The sequence below is a fragment of the Shewanella sp. ISTPL2 genome (assembly GCF_013283205.1).
GTDB lineage: Bacteria > Pseudomonadota > Gammaproteobacteria > Enterobacterales > Shewanellaceae > Shewanella > Shewanella oncorhynchi.
Window position 1 is genome coordinate 4421766 of record NZ_JAAPAV010000001.1, and the last position, 19113, is coordinate 4440878.

17 protein-coding genes are annotated in these 19113 nt (G+C 38.0%); 15 read left to right on the plus strand and 2 right to left on the minus strand.

Going from position 1 to position 19113, the window contains the following annotated elements; translation table 11 throughout:
• The first annotated feature begins 7 nt into the window (after positions 1–7).
• From HUB64_RS19645 to HUB64_RS19705, 13 genes are all read left to right on the plus strand, one after another.
• Positions 8–685 carry a hypothetical protein gene (locus HUB64_RS19645; RefSeq protein ID WP_173497659.1) on the plus strand — a complete coding sequence of 226 codons (678 nt, stop codon included), beginning with the start codon at positions 8–10 and terminating at the stop codon, positions 683–685.
• Positions 682–1830, plus strand: coding sequence for an acetyl-CoA carboxylase biotin carboxylase subunit family protein (locus tag HUB64_RS19650; protein ID WP_173497660.1), 1149 nt, complete (start codon positions 682–684; stop codon positions 1828–1830). The genes HUB64_RS19645 and HUB64_RS19650 overlap by 4 nt, the downstream gene beginning before the upstream one ends.
• Positions 1831–1833: 3 nt before the next feature.
• Complete coding sequence (gene rffA, locus HUB64_RS19655; protein WP_173497661.1) at positions 1834–2967, plus strand: dTDP-4-amino-4,6-dideoxygalactose transaminase; 1134 nt, start codon at positions 1834–1836, stop codon at positions 2965–2967.
• Positions 2968–3027: 60 nt separating this feature from the next.
• Positions 3028–4086, plus strand: coding sequence for a TDP-N-acetylfucosamine:lipid II N-acetylfucosaminyltransferase (locus HUB64_RS19660; RefSeq protein ID WP_173497662.1), 1059 nt, complete (start codon positions 3028–3030; stop codon positions 4084–4086).
• Between the two features lie 35 nt (positions 4087–4121).
• Entirely contained in the window at positions 4122–5528 is a 1407-nt protein-coding gene (locus tag HUB64_RS19665; RefSeq protein ID WP_173497663.1) for an oligosaccharide flippase family protein, read from the plus strand.
• Positions 5529–5584: 56 nt separating this feature from the next.
• Complete coding sequence (locus HUB64_RS19670) at positions 5585–6661, plus strand: glycosyltransferase family 4 protein (RefSeq protein WP_173497664.1); 1077 nt, start codon at positions 5585–5587, stop codon at positions 6659–6661.
• Positions 6662–6673: 12 nt separating this feature from the next.
• Complete coding sequence (locus HUB64_RS19675; RefSeq protein ID WP_173497665.1) at positions 6674–7669, plus strand: EpsG family protein; 996 nt, start codon at positions 6674–6676, stop codon at positions 7667–7669.
• Positions 7670–7682: 13 nt separating this feature from the next.
• Positions 7683–8765 (plus strand): glycosyltransferase, encoded by a 1083-nt coding sequence (locus HUB64_RS19680; RefSeq protein WP_173497666.1) that lies wholly within the window; start codon positions 7683–7685, stop codon positions 8763–8765.
• 28 nt (positions 8766–8793) lie between these two features.
• Positions 8794–9330 carry a serine O-acetyltransferase gene (locus HUB64_RS19685; protein ID WP_173497667.1) on the plus strand — a complete coding sequence of 179 codons (537 nt, stop codon included), beginning with the start codon at positions 8794–8796 and terminating at the stop codon, positions 9328–9330.
• Entirely contained in the window at positions 9323–10465 is a 1143-nt protein-coding gene (locus HUB64_RS19690) for a glycosyltransferase family 4 protein (RefSeq protein WP_173497668.1), read from the plus strand. Before HUB64_RS19685 ends, HUB64_RS19690 begins: the two co-directional genes overlap by 8 nt.
• 50 nt (positions 10466–10515) lie before the next feature.
• Positions 10516–11472: an NAD-dependent epimerase/dehydratase family protein gene (locus tag HUB64_RS19695; RefSeq protein ID WP_173497669.1), complete on the plus strand. Its 957-nt coding sequence runs from the start codon at positions 10516–10518 to the stop codon at positions 11470–11472.
• Positions 11469–12023 carry a sugar transferase gene (locus HUB64_RS19700; RefSeq protein WP_173497670.1) on the plus strand — a complete coding sequence of 185 codons (555 nt, stop codon included), beginning with the start codon at positions 11469–11471 and terminating at the stop codon, positions 12021–12023. Before HUB64_RS19695 ends, HUB64_RS19700 begins: the two co-directional genes overlap by 4 nt.
• Before the next feature lie 285 nt (positions 12024–12308).
• Entirely contained in the window at positions 12309–14249 is a 1941-nt protein-coding gene (locus HUB64_RS19705) for a nucleoside-diphosphate sugar epimerase/dehydratase (RefSeq protein WP_173497671.1), read from the plus strand.
• Positions 14250–14477: 228 nt separating this feature from the next.
• Here HUB64_RS19705 and HUB64_RS19710 read toward each other — a convergent pair whose 3' ends face one another.
• Entirely contained in the window at positions 14478–15167 is a 690-nt protein-coding gene (locus HUB64_RS19710; RefSeq protein WP_173497945.1) for a HutD family protein, read from the minus strand.
• A 216-nt stretch (positions 15168–15383) separates the two neighbouring features.
• The gene (locus HUB64_RS19715; RefSeq protein WP_173497672.1) at positions 15384–15836 is read right to left on the minus strand and encodes a copper resistance protein NlpE; all 453 of its coding nucleotides are present in this window, start codon (positions 15834–15836) and stop codon (positions 15384–15386) included.
• Positions 15837–16095: 259 nt separating this feature from the next.
• Between HUB64_RS19715 and HUB64_RS19720 the strand changes: the two genes are divergently transcribed.
• Both HUB64_RS19720 and HUB64_RS19725 read left to right on the plus strand, forming a co-directional pair.
• Complete coding sequence (locus HUB64_RS19720; RefSeq protein ID WP_173497673.1) at positions 16096–17637, plus strand: DUF3369 domain-containing protein; 1542 nt, start codon at positions 16096–16098, stop codon at positions 17635–17637.
• Positions 17634–19004, plus strand: coding sequence for a GAF domain-containing sensor histidine kinase (locus HUB64_RS19725; protein WP_113940967.1), 1371 nt, complete (start codon positions 17634–17636; stop codon positions 19002–19004). The genes HUB64_RS19720 and HUB64_RS19725 overlap by 4 nt, the downstream gene beginning before the upstream one ends.
• The last annotated feature ends 109 nt before the right edge of the window (positions 19005–19113 follow it).

Here is a 19113-nt window from a genome sequence, read left to right on the forward strand (position 1 = left end):
GTAAAAAATGAAAATTGTTTCTAAGAAAAAGTTAGTAATTTTTGGATGTTCTTCATTTACGAATAGCATAATCTCTCTTTGCAATAAAATTGATGAAATAGAGGTTGTAGCCATATGTGTTGATGAGGAATATCTTTCTAGTTTGCCAAAGACATTTTGCGAGCTAAAAGTTGTTGGTTTCAACGATGCCATACAAATGTATCCAGATGCATCTTACGTGTTGGCTATTGGTTACAAATGCATGCGAAAAAGAGAGGCTGCATATGAAAAGTTGCGAGCATGCAATAGAGAAGTCGCAACAATAATTTCTCCTAATGCAAGCGTGTCTAGTGATATTATTGGACATGGAACTATTGTATTTGATGGTGTTGTTATTGAGCAGGGCGCAATTATTCATGATAATGTGACAATATGGTCTAATGTAACTATATGTCATGATGTAGAAGTGGATAGTCATTGTTTCATTGCTGCCAATGCTACTTTGGGTGGATTTGCAAAAATTGGTAGGCTTACTTTTATAGGCTTTAGTGCTACGTTGGTTGATTCTATTACCGTTGGTAGTGAATGTTTAGTGGGGGCAAGTAGTTTGATTAATTCAAATATTGTAGACTTCTCAAAATGCTATGGTGTACCTGCAAGGCTTATTGATAGTATAGATCCCAAACTTGGAGTCTACGTAGCATGAAAAAAATTGCAATTATTGGTTCTGGTGAGTTCCAACTCCCATTGATTAGATTAGCCAAAATGCAGGGTATTGAAACTCATGTTTTTTCTTGGGGAGGCAACGAGTTAATTGGTGATTATTTCTATAAAATAAGTATTACTGAAAAAAAAACTATATTAGATAAATGCAAAATAATTGGGATTGATGGTATTTGTTCGATAGGCTCAGATCTAGCTAATATAACTGTTAACTATATTGCTGATCATCTCGGGTTAGTAGGTAACAGTTTAGAATGTACCGAGTACACAACAAATAAATATAGCATGCGTCAGCGCCTTGTAAAGAATAAAATACCTGTTCCTCATTTTACTTTTTTGAATAATATTCAGAGTGTGAGCATACCTGTTTATCCTGTCATAGTTAAGCCTGTAGATCGTTCTGGCAGTAGAGGGATCTCGTTAGTTGATTCAGTAAACGATCTTAGTACAGCTATAAAGCTAGCTTTCGAAGAATCCTTTTCAAAGGAAATTCTGATTGAAGAGTTTGTCACAGGAAGAGAATTCAGTGTTGAATCCATTAGCTTCAATGGGGTTCACGAAATACTTCAAATTACGGAAAAGTTCACAACGGGCTCTCCTGATTTTATAGAAAGAGGACATACTTGCCCTGCTAGAATTACTGCTGGAGAGCGAAGTTTAATAAATGACTTGGTTTATAGAACGCTTGTTGCTGTAAATATGGCTAATGGTGCTGCGCATACTGAATTGAAAATCAATGAAAATGGTGATGCATATATCATTGAAATTGGCTCTCGGATGGGAGGAGATTATATAGGTTCTGATTTGGTTTTACACAGCACTGGATTTGATTTTACTAAAGCAGTTTTGGCAATCTCTATGGGAGAATTTTTTAATTTAAATGATTATTATTTAGAAAAGTTAAACTCTAAGGTTTCAATTGTGAAGTTTATTTTTAATGAAAATGATTTGAATATGTCGCGTAGATTATTTGATGATAATTTTATTAATGTAGTCCATTCTAATTTAATGAGTAGTTCTTTTGACAGTGAAATAAAAATTGCATCTAGTGCAGATAGGCTTGGTCATATACTAATTACTGCAAATTTAAATAGGCAAAATGAAATATTACATGCATTAGGATTTTAATAAATGATTCCATTTAATAAACCCTACCTACATGGTAAGGAATTAGTTTATATAGCCCAAGCTGTTGCATCAGGAAAAATCTCTGGTGACGGTTTATTTACCAAAAAATGTCATGAGTTTTTTGAACAACGTTATGGTTTTAAAAAAGTGTTGATGACCACTTCATGCACCGATGCATTGGAAATGGCCGCAATTCTGCTAGATATTCAACCTGATGATGAGGTAATTGCACCTTCTTATACGTTTGTATCAACTGTGAATGCATTCGCTTTACGTGGCGCGAATATTATATTCGCCGATAGTTATCCTGACCATCCCAATATTGATCCTGTACAAATAGCTAAGTTAATCACACCGAAGACAAAAGCTATTGTAGTAGTTCATTATGCTGGTATTGCCTGTGATATGGATGCAATAATGGCGATTTCCAAACAACATAACATCCCTGTAGTAGAAGATGCAGCCCAAGCTATTGATAGCTATTACAAGGGTAAACCGCTTGGTAGTATCGGCACGTTTGGGACTTTCTCCTTTCATGAAACTAAAAATATTATTGCAGGTGAAGGTGGTTTACTAGTTATCAATGATGAGCAATATATTCATCGTGCTGAAATTATCCGTGAAAAAGGTACTAATCGATCTTCATTTTTTCGCGGTGAAGTGGCTAAATATGGTTGGGTAGATATTGGTTCATCTTTTTTGCCATCAGATATTATTGCAGCATACCTTTTTGCTCAGTTGGAGAATATTGATACAATTCAAGGTAGACGCAAAGAAATTTGGCAACGCTATTACGATAATCTTAGTACGCCACTTAAAAATAGTAAAATACAATTGCCAAACGTTGTTGACTATTCAACAAATAATGCTCATATGTTTTATTTAGTGTGCGAAAATTTAGAGCAGCGTACAGCACTGATCCAGCACTTGAAAAATAATGAAATCCATGCTGTATTTCATTATTTATCACTTCATAATAGTGAGTACTATCAAAAGTTTAACCATAGTATAGAAAGTAAGCTACCTAATTCTGATTTTTTTACTGACAATTTGGTTCGTTTACCCTTGTTTTATGAACTAACTAATGATCAAGTGGATAAAATTTGTGAAACTATTTTAGCCACATTGGTTTTATAATATAATTTATAAATATAGTTTTTTTGTTTACCCCCACCCAAAACTCTAAGGTAATGTAAAGTGAGTGTTAATCCTCGATGCCTTCATGTAGCTAATAATAGTAATACTTTTAGAAATAAATTCGTTCCAGATTACGCATCTATGCTAACAGAACATGCAAGAGGCGCTGAACATGATTTTATTTTTATTGGTGATAATTCAGGCTTAGGTGGAGGATATAATTTCAAGATATTAAAAAGTTCTATATTTGATGTATTAAGGTTGATATATTTTATAAAAAGTTATGATAAGGTAGTTTTTCATACTTTACCGGCAACGTATTATATAATATTGATGCCTTTTTTTTTGAAGTTGTTTAAGTCTAAATATTATTTAGCTTTGTGGGGCGGGGAGGTGCACTTTATAGAAAATAATAGTTATAAAAGTAAAATAATATATTATTTTTCAATGAGATTCCTAAAGGTCATGCATGGATTTATTACTTATCTTGTTGACGATTATGATTTGGCAAGAAAGAAGTCAAATAATCTTAATGCGGAATTGATTAACGTTGGATCTTTTTATCCTAGCAACATTGTTATCGGAGATAAAAGAGAATTTGCCACTGCACCAAAAAAAATTAATATAATGATTGGAGCATCGGCTATAAAGCGAAATGCACATCAAGTGATAATAGACCGTCTTTCTTATTTGAATAGTGCCCATACTAACATTAAGTATTATATCCCTTTATCCTATGGAGATTCAGAATATGCTAGATATATTGAATCCTACGCTCTGGAAAAGTTAGGTAAGGTTAATGTAGAGATATTAAAAAAATTTATTGAACCTAATGAATATAGAATATTCTTATCTAGGATGGATGTAGCAATTTTCGGGCATGATGGGCAGCAGGGTATGGGGAATATTTTGAACTTATTATCTCTAGGTGTGAAAGTTTACTTGAATCCAAGTAGTACTAGTTGGGCTTATTTGGAATCTTTAGGTTTTGATATATTTGATTACGAGAATATTAATCTAGATATTTGTAATTTAAATGGCAATGTAACTTTAGCAAATGATTTATTTTCTTTAGAATCAACGATTAGTAAACAAAACAACTTTTATTCTGATAAGTGATGTTTGATTGATATGATAACTGTTCAGGTATTTCAATGATGTTCAAAAAGATATTATCTTATTCTTTTGGTCCTATAGGTGGTGCTTTATTTTCATTTATAACTCTTCCTTTAATTGCTAATTTTTTCTCTGTAGAAGATTTAGGTAGATTTTCAATTCTTCAAGTAAGTATTGCTATTGGTGTTATGTTGTTTTCTCTTGGCTTAGATCAGGCATTTGTTAGAGAGTACCACGAGTGTGATAATAAACCTGATCTATTTAGATTTATGATGTTGCCAAATGTGATTTTCTTTCCATTGTTAATACTGATTTTCTGTTTCACGCCAGTGACAACTCTATTACTTGATTTTGACGACGATATAAGTTCTGTTCTAATAGCTATGTCATTATGTCTTTTTATGCTAAATAATCAGCTAGGCTATTTATTTAGGATGGAAGAGAGAGGTTTTGTTTATTCACTGACTATACTTGTCCCACGGGTTACGTTATTCATTTTTATACTAATGACTGTTTATGTGTTTAAAATATTTGAATTCAGGTATTTAATTTACTCATTCTTTCTATCAGTCCTTTCTTCGACACTTGTGATGTTATTTTTCGTTGATAAGGGTGTTTTCAATATATTAAAATTAAACTTTGATTTGAATATGCTGAAAAAAATGCTTAGCTTTGGACTGCCACTAATTATTTCTGGTTTAGCTTATACAGGTCTTACAACCTTAGATCGTTATGTATTGAAGTCATTATCTACTTTACATGAAGTTGGTGTTTATGCTGTTGCTCTTGGTTTTGCTAGTGTAACAGGTATTTTTTCCTCCATATTTTCTAGTATGTGGCATCCACTGGTTTATCGCTGGGTAAATGAAGGTGTTAAAATGCCTAAGATTATAATGTCAATTGAATGTATGACTTTGTTTCTTAGCTTTGTATGGTCGTTGTTAGGTATGTTTTCATTTATTTTAGTCTATTTTGTTCCTGATGATTATCAATTTTTAAATTATTTATTTATGGCGTGTGTCGGAGTGCCATTGATATATATGCTTTCCGAAGTGACGCAGGTCGGTATTGGTATTTCAAGACGTACCTCTTTTTCAATTTTAGCTTCTGTGGTCTCGCTTTTATTAAATGTAATCTTGAATATTCTACTCATTCCCGATTTCGGAGCTTCAGGTGCGGCTATTGCAACATTAATATCATTTGTCATTTTTTTTATGGTACGGACTGAATCAAGTGTGTTTCTTTGGCAATCATTTCCTAGAATAAGAGTATATGTAATACTTTTTCAATATGTATCATTGTCTATTTTATTCCAATTTTATCATGTCAGTTTCCTTACGAGTACCCTACTATGGTCTGTTTTGTTTTTAATTTCTTTGTTCTTATTTAAAGCTCGAGTCAGATTTATTTACCATATGCTTTTGGGAAATCTAAAAGTAAGTTAATAAATTTATATTTGTTTTTTAGTTTTAAGTTAATTTTAAGTTCATTTTAGGGTTTTATGAAGAATTTATGTTTCTTTGTTGGTGATTTAAGTAATAGTGGAGGAACAGAAAGAGTTTCTTCTGTTATTGCGAATGATTTGAGCTTGTGTGGATATAACGTGCACATGCTCAGTTTACAAAGTGTTGGGGAACCATTCTTTGAACTTTCTGTGGATATTACACATTCTTCTCTTTTTAATTCAGTAGGCAGTGGTCTTCTCCGTTTACCGTCCGCAATAGCTAATCTTAGAAATTATTTAAAACAGAATCAGATAGATATTCTAATCAGTGTTGAATCAATGTTAGCACTATATTCGATACCTGCAATTGCTGGTCTAGGTATCAGACATATTTGTTGGGAACATTTTAATTACCATGTCGATCTGGGTAAAACTGCACGTCGTTTGGCGCGCAAATTAGCAGCTCGTTTTGCTGATGATGTTGTAACGCTTACTGAGCGAGATAAAGCATTGTGGCTAGCCAATACCACTTGTAATGCTGATATTACTGCAATCCCTAATCCGGTAACAATTGCATTGCCTAGTGAGATAAATTCTCAAAAGGAAAAATTATTTTTGGCAGTAGGTCGTTTAACTAGTCAAAAAGGTTTCGATTTATTACTGAAAGCGTGGGCGAATGTCTCTACTTTACATCCTGATTGGTGCTTGCGGATTGTTGGAGATGGTGAAGATAAAGCGATGTTGGAGCAATTACGCCGAGATTTAAATATTGAATCTAATACCGAGTTTGTGCCTAAGACTAATGACATTGCTGCTCATTACTTGCAAGCCGCATTTTTTGTTATGAGTTCACGTTTTGAAGGTTTACCATTAGTACTAATTGAAGCGCAAGCGTACGGTTTGCCGATTGTTTCATTTGACTGTGATACAGGGCCTGCAGAAATTATCATACATGACGAAACCGGTTGGTTGTGCGAAACTGGCAACATACAAGCTTTAACTAAACAGCTTTGTACCGCTATTGAAGTATTTGACGTGGTATCAGACTATAATAAACTATCTGAATTATCAGCTCAAAACATAAAGCGTTTCTTGCCAAAAGTTATCATTGACACTTGGTTAAAGCTATTATAAAAGGTTGATTTCATGCGTATACCTTTAACTAAACTTAAGGTCTTCGTCTTTTTTATTTTCTCTGCTGTATTTGCTTTTTTGTTGACGTTGTTACCAAATGAGCTTTTTAGAGATAGAGCTAATTATATTATCTATGCTAAAGACTCATTGAATATAATGGAGCGGTATGATGGCATAGCATTATTTACAAATGAACCATTATTTTTGCTATTGAATAGTGCCCTTTCATTTTTTTTTGAGCCTGATGTTGTTCCACTTTTTTTTGTGTTTTTCATTGCATTCACCATAAGTTTTTTTATTTTTTTTAGGAGCAAAAATATATTTTTAGTGTTGCTCGGTTTTTTTGCTCTGGCTTTGGTTCCACAATCATTTCATATGTTGCTTATCGTTTTACGTCAAGCCTTTGCTGCATCATTGTTAATGTGGTTTGTTTTTTACTTTTGGAAGTCTAAACTTTTTTTTCCTTTAGTTTTTTGTTTGGGGTTTATCCATTCTTCAACATTTATTGTTTTATTTTTTTTGATTTTGGATAAATTGTTTTCAATTACGGTTACAAAAAATATTTTTTTACGCGTTTCATTTATTATTTTTGTTTCAGCATTCATTAGCTTTATGATATTGCCAATCGCAGAAGTTTTGGCACTAAGACAAGCGTCCGAGTATGACGAAGCAACTAGTGGTGGTGGTGGTGGTAATTTTATATTGTATCTTATTGTTTTATTTATTAGTTTGACGCAAAGTAAACAAAAATTTACTGATGACGGGTTGTATATTATAGCGATGCTAGGAGTTTCGATTTATTTGGGAATGTATTTTTTAAGCCCTTTTGCAGGTAGGCTTATTACTACATTCATGCCATTTATAATCTGTCTTATGTGTTCTTTCGGGAATAAACGTGCTTTATTGTTATTATCATTTTTTGTTTTGATAAACTCTTTTATATTTAAACAGGCTATCGAAAGTAACAGTCTTACTGAACAAGGTATAATATACCTATTGGGTGGTTAATAGGAAACGTTAGATGAATATTGTATTAATAATTACCGGTCTCGGCATGGGAGGGGCTGAGCGGCAAGTCTGTGATTTAGCTGTTCAATTCGCTGCACTAGGTCATCAGGTATTGCTAATATCCATGACTGGTGAAACGATAAATAGACCATATACTAATTTGGTTGAGGTCGTTGCGCTTAATATGGTTAAAAATCCATTGGGGTTTATACAAGCTTATTGGCAAGCTCGTCAGTTAATTAAACGCTTTAATCCTGATGTAGTTCACAGCCATATGGTTCACGCTAATTTATTTGCCCGCTTGCTACGTTTAAGTATCCATTTACCTAAATTGATTTCTACTGCACACAGCTCCAACGAAGGTGGGGTGGGCCGTATGCTAGCGTATAGGTTAACTGATAGCTTGTGTGATCTAAGCACTAATGTCAGCCAAGAGGCGGTGGATATAATGGTTAAACGTGGTGCGGTGACTGTAAAGCGTATTATTGCTATGCATAACGGCATTGATACTGCACGCTTTGTTTTTAATGAGCAGAGCAGAGTAAGAATGCGCGCGGAGTTAGGTTTGACCAATGCCCCTTTATTATTAGCAGTTGGACGTTTAACTGAAGCTAAAGATTATCCCAATCTGTTGGCGGCTTTCAGTCAGTTGCCTGAGCCTTATAAAGATGTACAACTTGCCATAATAGGTGTTGGGGAAGAGCAGGCAAAATTAAATTTGATGGTGTCAGAACTTGGACTAACTGCACGGGTACATTTTTTAGGGCTACGCCATGATGTTCATGAGTGGATGAGTGCTGCCGATCTCTTTGTACTTTCATCCGCTTGGGAAGGGTTTGGCTTAGTCGTTGCTGAGGCAATGGCCTGCGAGAGGGTCGTTATTGCTACTGATTGCGGTGGGGTGAAAGAGGTGGTGGGTGATGTTGGCATTTTGGTGCCAGCAAGAAATAGCGTTGCCTTAGCTGGTGGCTTAGTACAGGGATTAGCTCTAACGCCCGAGGCTGCTAGTGCGCAGGGCCGATTTGCACGTAAGCGGATTGTAGAGTGTTATTCATTACGTGCCCAAACAGAGCGTTGGTTGGGGCTTTATAGTTAACTGAGTGTGTTATAGATAAGGTATTTTGATGGCAAATGTATTTCAGTCAATAAAAAGTGATCTTACACGTTATGCCAAACCTGGGTTTAGAACTTTTTTGGTCAATTATTTTTATAATCAAGGCTTTAATTACAGTTTTTGGTTTCGTTTAGCACATTCATCATCTCGTTCACTTAACCTTTTTGCTAAAGTGCGGTTAAAATTCTTAATTTGGAAGACTGGTATTGACATTCCTCCTGGTACGAAAATTGGTTATGGATTTTATATCGGCCATGCGCAAAGTATTGTTGTTAGTCCGTTAACAACGATCGGAAACAATTGCAATATTTCGCAATTTGTTTCAATTGGTTCAAATCATGGGGTTGGCGCTACGATTGGTAATAATGTTTATATTGGCCCCAATGTCTGTATCGTCGAGGATGTCAAAATTGGCAATCGTGTTACTATTGGTGCTGGTGCAGTGGTTTCCCGCGATATACCAGATGATGCTACCGTTGCTGGAGTGCCTGCAAAAGTTTTGAATTTTAATAAACCTGGGCGTTATATTAGTAATATTTATGCGTAAAAATAACAAAAAAATTGTTCTTGTAGTCAATGTAGCTTGGTCAATGTTTAATTTTCGTTGTGGTGTAATAAAACGATTAATTAAAGATGGTTATGTAGTTACAATTATTGCTGCACAAGATGAGTATTCTGATAAATTACGGGATATGGGCTGTGACGTCATCGATTTAGCTATTTCTGCCAAAGGTACTAATCCTTTTAAAGATATAGCGTTAATTGTAAATTTGTATCGTCATTATCGTACTATATTGCCAGATTTTATCATTCATTACAGTATTAAACCGAATATTTATGGTTCCTTAGCTGCTAAGTTGGCAGGTATTCCCTCGTTAGCAATCACAACAGGCTTGGGTTATACCTTTGTTAATAATAACTTGGTGGCCAAGGTTGCGCGCGTGTTATATAAGTTTGCGTTCTGTTTTCCAAAAGAAGTGTGGTTTTTGAATGAGGACGACCGTCAAGTATTTTTACAGTATCGCTTGGTGGCAAAGGATAAGGCTGCTTTACTATATGGAGAAGGGGTCGATTTAAATCATTTTGCCCCCCCCTTGCAGGCCGTGAGTTATGATGCTGCCATGTTAAATCCACCTGTACGTTTTTTACTAATCGCTCGGATGTTGTGGGATAAAGGCGTGGGAGAATATGTCGAAGCTGCGCGTATGATTAAAGCCCATTATCCGCAAGCAATCTTTCAGCTTCTCGGAGCTTGTGGGGTAGCCAACCCCAGCGTTATTGAGCATGAGCAAATTGCCCAGTGGGAAGCGCAAGGTTGGGTGGAATATCTTGGTACGACGACTGACGTGCGCCCATTTATTGCCAATGCCGATTGTGTGGTACTACCGTCTTACCGTGAAGGTATTCCACGTACCATGATCGAATCTGCATCGATGGCTAAGCCCTTGATTGTTACTGACGTCCCAGGCTGCCGTGAAGTTGTACTGCACGGCCAAACTGGTTTTTTGTGTCCAGTTAAAGATGTAAAAGGGCTTTCTGCCTGTTGCGAGAAGATAATTATTATGCCAGCCATTGAGCGGGTCACTATGGGAAACGCTGGCCGAGAATTTATGGCTAAGCAGTTTGATGAGAAGTTAGTTATTGAACAGTATATGAGCACTCTAAAAAAATATGGGGTATAGCATATTTAAATAATATGTTTACTGTTCTCTACTGATTATAGGAATTAGTAATGATTTTATTAACTGGTGCCACAGGCTTTGTGGGTCACGCAGTCTTTACTCAGTTTATTCAGCAAGCTGGCCTAGCTATCCGCACTTATGGTCGCCGTGTGCCTATTGGCCTACAAATTAACACTATACCTAATGCAGTTCATATTACTGGGAACATTGGTGGTGCTGAGGATTATGCTGTTGCTTTGTGCGATGTAGATGTTGTGATTCACTGTGCAGCACTAGCTCATGTAATGAGTACTTCAGCAATTAAAGCTAATAAAAGTGTTGATATATACCGCGATGTTAATGTTGATGGCACGATTAAGTTAGCACAACAGGCAATTACAGTTGGCGTTAAACGATTTGTATATGTCAGTTCGATTGTGGTAAATGGAACACCGACAGCATCGCAGCCCTTTACTGCGAATACTGATATACGTCCTGACAATTCTTATGCACAGTCAAAGTATGATGCTGAAGTAGGCTTACAAAAGATCGCTGAAGAGACTGGGCTTGAGGTTGTGATTGTTCGACCTACGCTAGTTTATGGTGCTAATGCACCTGGTAATTTTGGTATGTTAACTAAGTTAATCAATATGTTTCCTTTACTGCCATTTGGCTTGGTTAATAATAAACGTGATTTTATAGCTGTGCAAAATTTAGCTGATTTATTAGTTGTTTGTGCTACTCATCCCGAAGCTGCTGGTCATACTTTTTTAGCCTCTGATGGTAAAGCTGTTTCTATTAAGGACTTTACCAATGCTATTGCTGAGGGATTGAACAAAAAAGTGATTCAGCTTCCTATTCCAGTACCGTTAATGCATTTTGTTGCAAAATTGTTGGGTAAATCGACTGCGGCTGAACAGCTATTGGGCAACCTTGAAGTTGATTCTAGTTATGCCAACAAAATTTTAGGATGGCGGCCGCCATTTACGATGGAACAAGCAATGCTGTTTTTGAAGGATAATAAATGATTCGATTATTAGATTTTTTAGCTGCTCTTTTCGGTATTTTATTGCTTTGGCCTCTGTTAATAGTGGTGACTATAATCGGTTTATTTGACACGGGGTCGCCAATATTTATACAAACTCGGGTAGGAAAGAATAAAAAGCCGTTTAAGCTGATTAAGTTTCGTACTATGAGCAAGGACACTGCATCGGTTGCGAGCCATCTTGCTAGTAATGCTGCGATCACTAAGTTTGGTGGTTTTTTACGTAAGACCAAAATTGATGAATTGCCACAACTTATTAATGTTCTTAAAGGTGAAATGAGTTTAGTTGGCCCGCGCCCCAATCTTTTTAATCAAGAAGAGCTGATTGCTGAGCGTGATGCGTTAGGGGTTTATAATGTTTTGCCTGGCGTAACAGGATTAGCCCAAGTTCAAAGTATTGATATGTCTACGCCTAAACTATTGGCTGAAACTGATAAACAGATGATCGAGTCATTAACCATCAAAGACTATTTTAAATATATTATTATGACGGCTACGGGGAGTGGTAGTGGTGATGCAGTTAAGCCAAAGTAATTGATTATCAATTTTATGTTTAGCGATTCGATTGGTCGTGTTTTTCTACGCTATAAATATTATTAATGTTGTTTTCAAGAAGTTATTAGTTTGTCTAGATTATCCCTATCTTATTATTTTACATACTTTTAAAGCTGTTGCTCATATTTTAGATAGCATCCTTAGTTAGAGATTTTTTAACAGTGCTGTGATATTGTTGGTTTTTGTTGTTTGAGCCTCTTGAGTATGGAGGCGGTGTTGTTAATTATGGAATTTATGAAGTTTTTGAGTAAATTGGAGCGGAAAATGGAATTTTTGCAGTGTTTATTTTCTTTGAAACGGGCACATAAACGTTTAGTGAGTGTGGCGATTGATTCGGTATTTCTCTTAGTCGCATTTTGGGCTGCCTTGTTGGTGCGGTTAGATGCCGTGAGTGTCTTAACTAATAGCACATACTGGTTGCTCATTGTTTTGGTTGTGCCTGTGAGTATCATGGTGTTTGCTAAGCTGGGCTTATATCGTGCTGTGCTTAGATACATGGGGTTACAAGCACTTACCGCTATTATTGTTGGTGTGCTTGCCTCAACAGTATCGTTAGTGTTAATTGCGTATTACAGCGAGGCGAATCTACCCCGTACTGTACCAATTATTTACGCTGCTTTTGCCTTGGTATTTGTAGGTGGAACTCGCGCTATGGTGCGCTCGTTAGTGGGGTCTGGTCTAAAGCGCGTTGGTGAACCTGTGATTATTTATGGTGCGGGTGTGAGTGGTCGCCAACTGGTGACCTCATTGGTACAGAGTCATGAGTATTATCCCTTTGCATTTGTTGATGACGATGCGACCTTGCATGGCACTGTCATCCAAGGAGTGCATGTTCATTCGCCTTCTATTATTAAAAAACTCATCACACAAAAAGCCGCTACAAAGGTGTTGTTGGCTATGCCAAGTGCCTCTCGCTCTCGTCGCCAAGAGATTTTAGTCAAGCTTGAACCTTTGGCTGTACAAGTATTAACCTTACCTGCAATGGCTGATCTGGTTAGTGGTAATAAGCTTTATAGCGATATTAAAGAAGTCGAAATCGATGATTTGTTAGGGCGTGATGCAGTTACTCCCCGTTGCGACTTAATGGTTGCCAATATCCGCAATAAAGTAGTGATGGTCACGGGAGCTGGCGGCTCGATTGGCTCTGAGTTATGTCGACAGATATTAAAACAGTCACCTAAAAAATTAGTGCTATTTGAGTTATCTGAGTTTGCCTTGTATACGATTGAGCGCGAACTTTCAGCGACAGCTTTTGAGTTGGGGCTTGATGTTAAAATTTTACCGATCATGGGCTCGGTACAACGGGAAAATCGTGTTCAAGCAGTAATGCAATCGTTTAAAGTCCAAACTGTGTATCACGCTGCAGCCTATAAGCATGTGCCATTGGTGGAGCACAATGTCGTTGAAGGTGTGCGTAATAACATCTTCGGTACTTTATATACTGCTCGTGCAGCGATTGCAGCTAAGGTTGAAACTTTTGTATTGATTTCGACGGATAAGGCTGTACGACCAACTAATATCATGGGCACGACTAAGCGTATGGCCGAGTTGGCACTTCAAGCGTTATCTAAAGAGCCGCATCAAACGCGTTTTTGCATGGTTCGCTTTGGTAATGTATTAGGATCTTCTGGATCTGTAGTGCCATTATTTCGTAAACAAATTGCCAATGGCGGGCCTGTTACTGTTACTCACCGCGAAATTACCCGTTTCTTTATGACTATTCCGGAAGCTTCACAGTTAGTTATCCAAGCGGGGGCCATGGGTAAAGGTGGTGATGTATTTGTATTGGACATGGGTAAATCCGTCAAAATTGTCGATTTAGCGGCAAAAATGATTCGTCTCAGCGGTTTTGAAGTGAAGGATGAACTAAATCCGGATGGTGATATTGCCATTGAGTTTAGTGGATTACGTCCGGGTGAAAAATTATACGAAGAATTACTAATTGGTGATGATGTTACTGGCACAGAGCATGAACGTATTATGACTGCCAATGAAAGCTATCTTTCTTGGAAAGAGCTAGAAGTTATTCTTAATCGCTTAGATAAAGCTTGTCATGAGTTTAATCATGAAGCTATACGAGAAATCTTACTGTCAGCACCAACAGGTTTTAACCCAACAGATGGGATATGCGATTTAGTGTGGCAGCAAAAGAAAAAATTAAGTGCTGTTGATGGCCAAAATAAAGTTGTTCCGCTAGTTTCTTAGTTTTTTGTGGTATTTGAAAAGCCAAATCAAATTTGATTTGGCTTTTTTCGTTTATAAGCACGGTTTTATGGATAAGGAGTAATTTAGTACCTACGGCGCATCGTAACTCAGGGCAGAGAGAGGCTTGCAATATTGGTATCACTAATGAACTTTGTCATATCGAGGTTGTACATTGGACTTGAGATTTACTAAAGATTTACTCGGGAAGTTCGTAATCATTCACTCGTTTTATGGCTTGCAGGCAGTAATAGACACTTTAAGTAGTCGACTTGGTCTTGTTGTTTTTAACCTTATACCATCGCCTTGCTGTAAAACGAGAATATCATAGGGCATGATCTTGATAAGCTTGCCATTATGCTCCCATGTCATGGTATCTAAGCAGCAGAGTATTTGGATGATAGGGACGTAAGCTTCAGTTTTTTGCAGTTCATTTGGGTGGCTGTTTGAGGTTGCAATCTGTTCTTCGATAAATATGTCATCAAAGCTAAGCCTTTGCGTATGCGCTTTAAATGCGCCGCGTTTGGTCATGACATTGAAATCAATAACATCACTGCCTAATAATTGACTTGTTATTGAGGTTTCACCAGCAAAGCAGAATGGGCTATCAGCTGGCGTGAGTCGCTTATATTCAGTTGTATCTGTATTTCCTGATATCTTTTCTCCAGCTCCAAGGCCATTTATCTGTTTTGTCCCTTCATGACTATTGATGCTGAGTTCAACACCATCACCTTCCAGAATGAGCAGTTGCCTGTCTATGTCGATAAATGATGAAAAAGGTCCGTTGCTGCTAATACTTGCAATGCTGATCCGATAATCAAATTCAGTAAGTTCGGCATTGATGGGGGAAATGAGTAGCTGTTTTGTGCTTCCACCACCATTTTTCCATGGCGTTGATGGGCAATCTTGATAGCGGATCAGTTGTATGCTGTTATTCAAAATAACCTCTTTATTGGTTAAGAAGGTTTGTTTCGCCTTTTTTAGCTTCACAACTTCTAGAACGTCGCTTTGCGGTTGCAGAACATTTCTGTGTGACTTATGGATAACGGTACGGAGGCTTTGCTCTTACGTTAAGTGCAAAGCCGCCGTTATTCATAATCTAATACCGCAGCTGAGTGCTAGCTGCCAGCTCTGCTTTTATAGACCTTTCTTTTTCAACACATAATTTGCAGCAAGTTCGCCGGTGATCCGTTTGCCTTCAGTGTCTAACATGATCAACTGATTTTCACCGACCAAATATTGTGTACCATCTTCTAGGGTGATTTTCTGGCCCAGTTCGTCCCATGTCATTTTACCCATTAGTTTTAAAATCTTTTCATCTTTACCTAAATAAACTGTTTCTTGAACAAAGCTATTATCAGCTTGCAAAGTGATTAGGGTTTGCATTCCTTCACAACTGGCGCAAGGCAATACGCCTTCATAACTACCTGCCCAATCGAGTGAGTTTTGGCTGGTATCACCTACTGGGACGGATTTTGCCGCTTCTGTTTGAGCTTGGGCTGTATTGACTGCCGTTTCTTCTTTTGGGGCTTCTGAGCAAGCCGTGGTGAATAAAGCCAGCAGTGCGATGTAACATAGTGATTTTTTCATAGTAGCTCCAATAGAAATTTGGGGAATTATGCATTAAGTGCTCTCATCATACCCGCCAAGACTAGGTTAGGCTAACTTTTGCTATTTCTATTTTTATAACAATGACTTAAGTTGTTTTTGTGTGGATTTTAAGTGGCCAGTATGTTAGTTGTTAGTCCTAAGCGGTAATCAACGGGATGATAATTTATCCTTTGAAACTAGTCACTTTCAAGATTGAATCTATACTAAAACGTAACTATTCATCGTAAACGGTGGTTTTGTGGCGTTATTTAAGAAAAGTGCTGATGTTATCGAAGATACATCCCATAAGCCTAAACAAGGCATTTGGAAGGTGGCTATTATTGATGATGAACTTGGGATCCATGATGTCACTCGATTTGCGTTAAAAAATCTGACCTTAGATAATCGAGTCTTGCAGTTCTACTCCTGTTACAGCGCTGCTGAAGGTTTAACATTATTTCAAACTGAATCAGATATTGCCTTGGCCTTTATTGATGTCGTCATGGAAACCGATCATGCAGGCTTAGAGCTAGTCCAAAAAATTCGCACTGAATTAAATAACCACAGTACCCGCATCATTTTACGTACGGGTCAGCCGGGGCAAGCACCTGAAGAGCAAGTTATTCGGGATTTTGACATTAACGATTATAAAGCTAAAACAGAGCTCACCGCGGCTCGGCTTAAGTCTTGTGTGTACACGTCATTGCGCTCCTATCGCGATATAAAAATTATCGAGCAAAGCCAAAAGGGGATGGAAAAAGTGATTGCTGCTTCCACCTCTGTACTTAAGAGCCATACATTGCATAACTTTGGTAGTGCAGTGCTCGAACAGACCTTGCAGCTGCTCAATCTTGAAAGCTCGGCTCTTTATCTCACGAGTTATCATCAAGACCTTTACCTCGATACTCAAATGAATCTGCTGGCCGCCACGGGAGATATGATCAGTTACTTTGAAGGTGGCAGCGTTGAGACTCTGCCAGGGGATGTGCGGGAACATATTATTGAAGCGATAGCGCTAAAAACCTCGCTGATCCGTGACAATATTTATGTTGGATTTTATGAGCTTAGTGGCCATGTCACCAGTATTCTCTATTTACAACACAACACTAAGTTAACGGATTTTCAAGTCAGCATTCTTGAGCTATTTGCGGCAAATGTGAGCTTAACCTTTGAGAACCTATCGGGTCGCGAAAATGTGCAGCAGACACAAAGGGAGCTAATTTTAATCATTGGAGATGCCATTGAGCAGCGCAGTAAGGAGACGGGAGCCCATGTGCGCCGTGTAGCGCGCATGACAGAAATGCTCGCGATTGCCATTGGTATGAAGGCAGACTTTATCGAAACCATTCGTTATGCGGCGCCTCTTCATGATGTAGGCAAAATCGGTATCCCTGAGAGTATTTTGCATAAGCCCGGTAAACTCGATGCCGAGGAATGGGCGATTATGCAAACCCACGCAGAGAAGGGTTATAACTTGTTGGTTGGCTCAAATCGTATCATTGCCAAAATGGGCGCTAGAATTGCTTATACTCATCATGAACGTTGGGATGGGCAAGGTTATCCCCGTGGGCTATCGCAGGAAGACATTCCTATTGAAGGCCGCCTGATGGCGATTGTTGATGTAATTGATGCTTTGCTTTCCAAGCGAAGTTACAAAGAGGCTTGGTCTGTTGAGGCGGTGCGCGAGTACATCTTAGCGCAATCTGGTAAACAGTTTGATCCCATGTTATGTGAAGCCAGCCTTGATTTGTTAGATGTGTTTGCCTCCCTACATATTCATATTCCGGACGAGCCGCTATGACCCGAATGCTTGATCGAATTTTATTTGATGTCAGTAAGTCTCAGGTTATTGATGAGGGTGATCTCATTCAAGCATCACAACTTATCGTGAGCTCAATTTGTAAGGGATTACTGATCTCTCGGGCGGGCATTTGGTTGTTGAGTCCGGATAATCAGAGCATCACTTGTTATTATTCACTCGACAATCAGCAGCCACAAGAAGCGTTAGTGCTCACTCGCGCGCAGTTTCCCCATTACTTTAGCCTGCTCGACAATGAGCGCACAATTGTCGCCAATAAGGCGCAAACGGATCCCGCCACTAAAGAATTTGTCGAAACCTATCTGAAACCGAATCAGATCAGTTCTTTGTTGGATAGTCCTATTCGTCACCACGGAAAAATGGTGGGGATTATTTGTTCTGAACATCAGGGCGAGGCGAGGGAATGGACTCGGGATGAGAAGGCCTTTGCCTCGGCACTGGCCGACCTTTTTGGTCGAGCCATGAGTGCTAAAGAGATCATTGAATATCAACAACAGCTCAAGCTCATTAATACCGATCTTGAGCATCAAGTTGAGCTGCGTACCGCAGAGCTAGAAACTGCATTATCGACTTTGAAATCAACCCAAAAACACTTAATTGAAAATGAAAAAATGGCGGCCTTAGGCAGCTTAGTCGCCGGTGTTGCCCATGAAGTGAACACACCCCTTGGCATAGCTGTCACATCCGTGACCCATTGTTTGGATGAGTTATCCCTATTGAAAGGACTCTTTGAGAAAAACGAGCTCGATGAGGATAAATTTGTCAGCTTTATCAATACAATGCAGGATGGTTTATGCTTAATTGAACGTAATCTTTCCCGCGCTGCAGAACTGGTGCATAACTTTAAGCGTACTGCTGCAGACCAATCGATACTGGAACGCGAGCGCTTTAATCTAAAGAATTACATTTTTCAAATATTTAGTTCATTAAAACCCTTGATGCGTAAGAAAAATATCACTTTAAAAGTTGAACTTGACGATAATATTTTTATTGATTCTTATCCCGGTGCGATCGCACAAATTTTCACTAACTTAGTCGCGAACAGTTTTCGTCATGCTTTTCCCGATGATTTTGTCGGTGATAAGCAAATTGTGATAGTAGTTGAAAAAATGGCTTCGCAGATCAAGATGATTTATGAAGATAATGGTGTAGGCATGTCAGATGAAGTGAAAGCCAAAGCATTCGAGCCCTTTTTTACCACCGCAAGGCAGAGTGGTGGAACAGGTTTGGGGATGTCGATTATTTATAATCTGATCACACAAAAACTGAATGGTAATGTGTCACTCTTCTCAGCGCCTAATCAGGGGTTACGTATTGAGATGCTGATCCCTGAAAGTAGTAAGGGTTGAGATAGGTTAGCGTCTTCTTATATGTTTATTAAGTAACAGACGAATTGAAATCTTACTGAGCCAAAATGGTACTGGCTTTTGCGGTTTAATATTCTGTTGCGTTGTTTTT

Bases quoted from the DNA above. Each gene is read 5' to 3' on its own strand.
- HUB64_RS19670 (WP_173497664.1), top strand. From the start codon at position 5,585: ATGAAGAATTTATGTTTCTTTGTTGGTGATTTAAGTAATAGTGGAGGA.
- HUB64_RS19725 (WP_113940967.1), top strand. From the start codon at position 17,634: ATGACCCGAATGCTTGATCGAATTTTATTTGATGTCAGTAAGTCTCAG.
- HUB64_RS19645 (WP_173497659.1), top strand. From the start codon at position 8: ATGAAAATTGTTTCTAAGAAAAAGTTAGTAATTTTTGGATGTTCTTCA.
- HUB64_RS19695 (WP_173497669.1), top strand. From the start codon at position 10,516: ATGATTTTATTAACTGGTGCCACAGGCTTTGTGGGTCACGCAGTCTTT.
- HUB64_RS19675 (WP_173497665.1), top strand. From the start codon at position 6,674: ATGCGTATACCTTTAACTAAACTTAAGGTCTTCGTCTTTTTTATTTTC.
- HUB64_RS19705 (WP_173497671.1), top strand. From the start codon at position 12,309: ATGGAATTTTTGCAGTGTTTATTTTCTTTGAAACGGGCACATAAACGT.
- rffA (WP_173497661.1), top strand. From the start codon at position 1,834: ATGATTCCATTTAATAAACCCTACCTACATGGTAAGGAATTAGTTTAT.
- HUB64_RS19685 (WP_173497667.1), top strand. From the start codon at position 8,794: ATGGCAAATGTATTTCAGTCAATAAAAAGTGATCTTACACGTTATGCC.
- HUB64_RS19690 (WP_173497668.1), top strand. From the start codon at position 9,323: ATGCGTAAAAATAACAAAAAAATTGTTCTTGTAGTCAATGTAGCTTGG.
- HUB64_RS19650 (WP_173497660.1), top strand. From the start codon at position 682: ATGAAAAAAATTGCAATTATTGGTTCTGGTGAGTTCCAACTCCCATTG.
- HUB64_RS19700 (WP_173497670.1), top strand. From the start codon at position 11,469: ATGATTCGATTATTAGATTTTTTAGCTGCTCTTTTCGGTATTTTATTG.
- HUB64_RS19680 (WP_173497666.1), top strand. From the start codon at position 7,683: ATGAATATTGTATTAATAATTACCGGTCTCGGCATGGGAGGGGCTGAG.
- HUB64_RS19715 (WP_173497672.1), bottom strand. From the start codon at position 15,836: ATGAAAAAATCACTATGTTACATCGCACTGCTGGCTTTATTCACCACG.
- HUB64_RS19665 (WP_173497663.1), top strand. From the start codon at position 4,122: ATGATGTTCAAAAAGATATTATCTTATTCTTTTGGTCCTATAGGTGGT.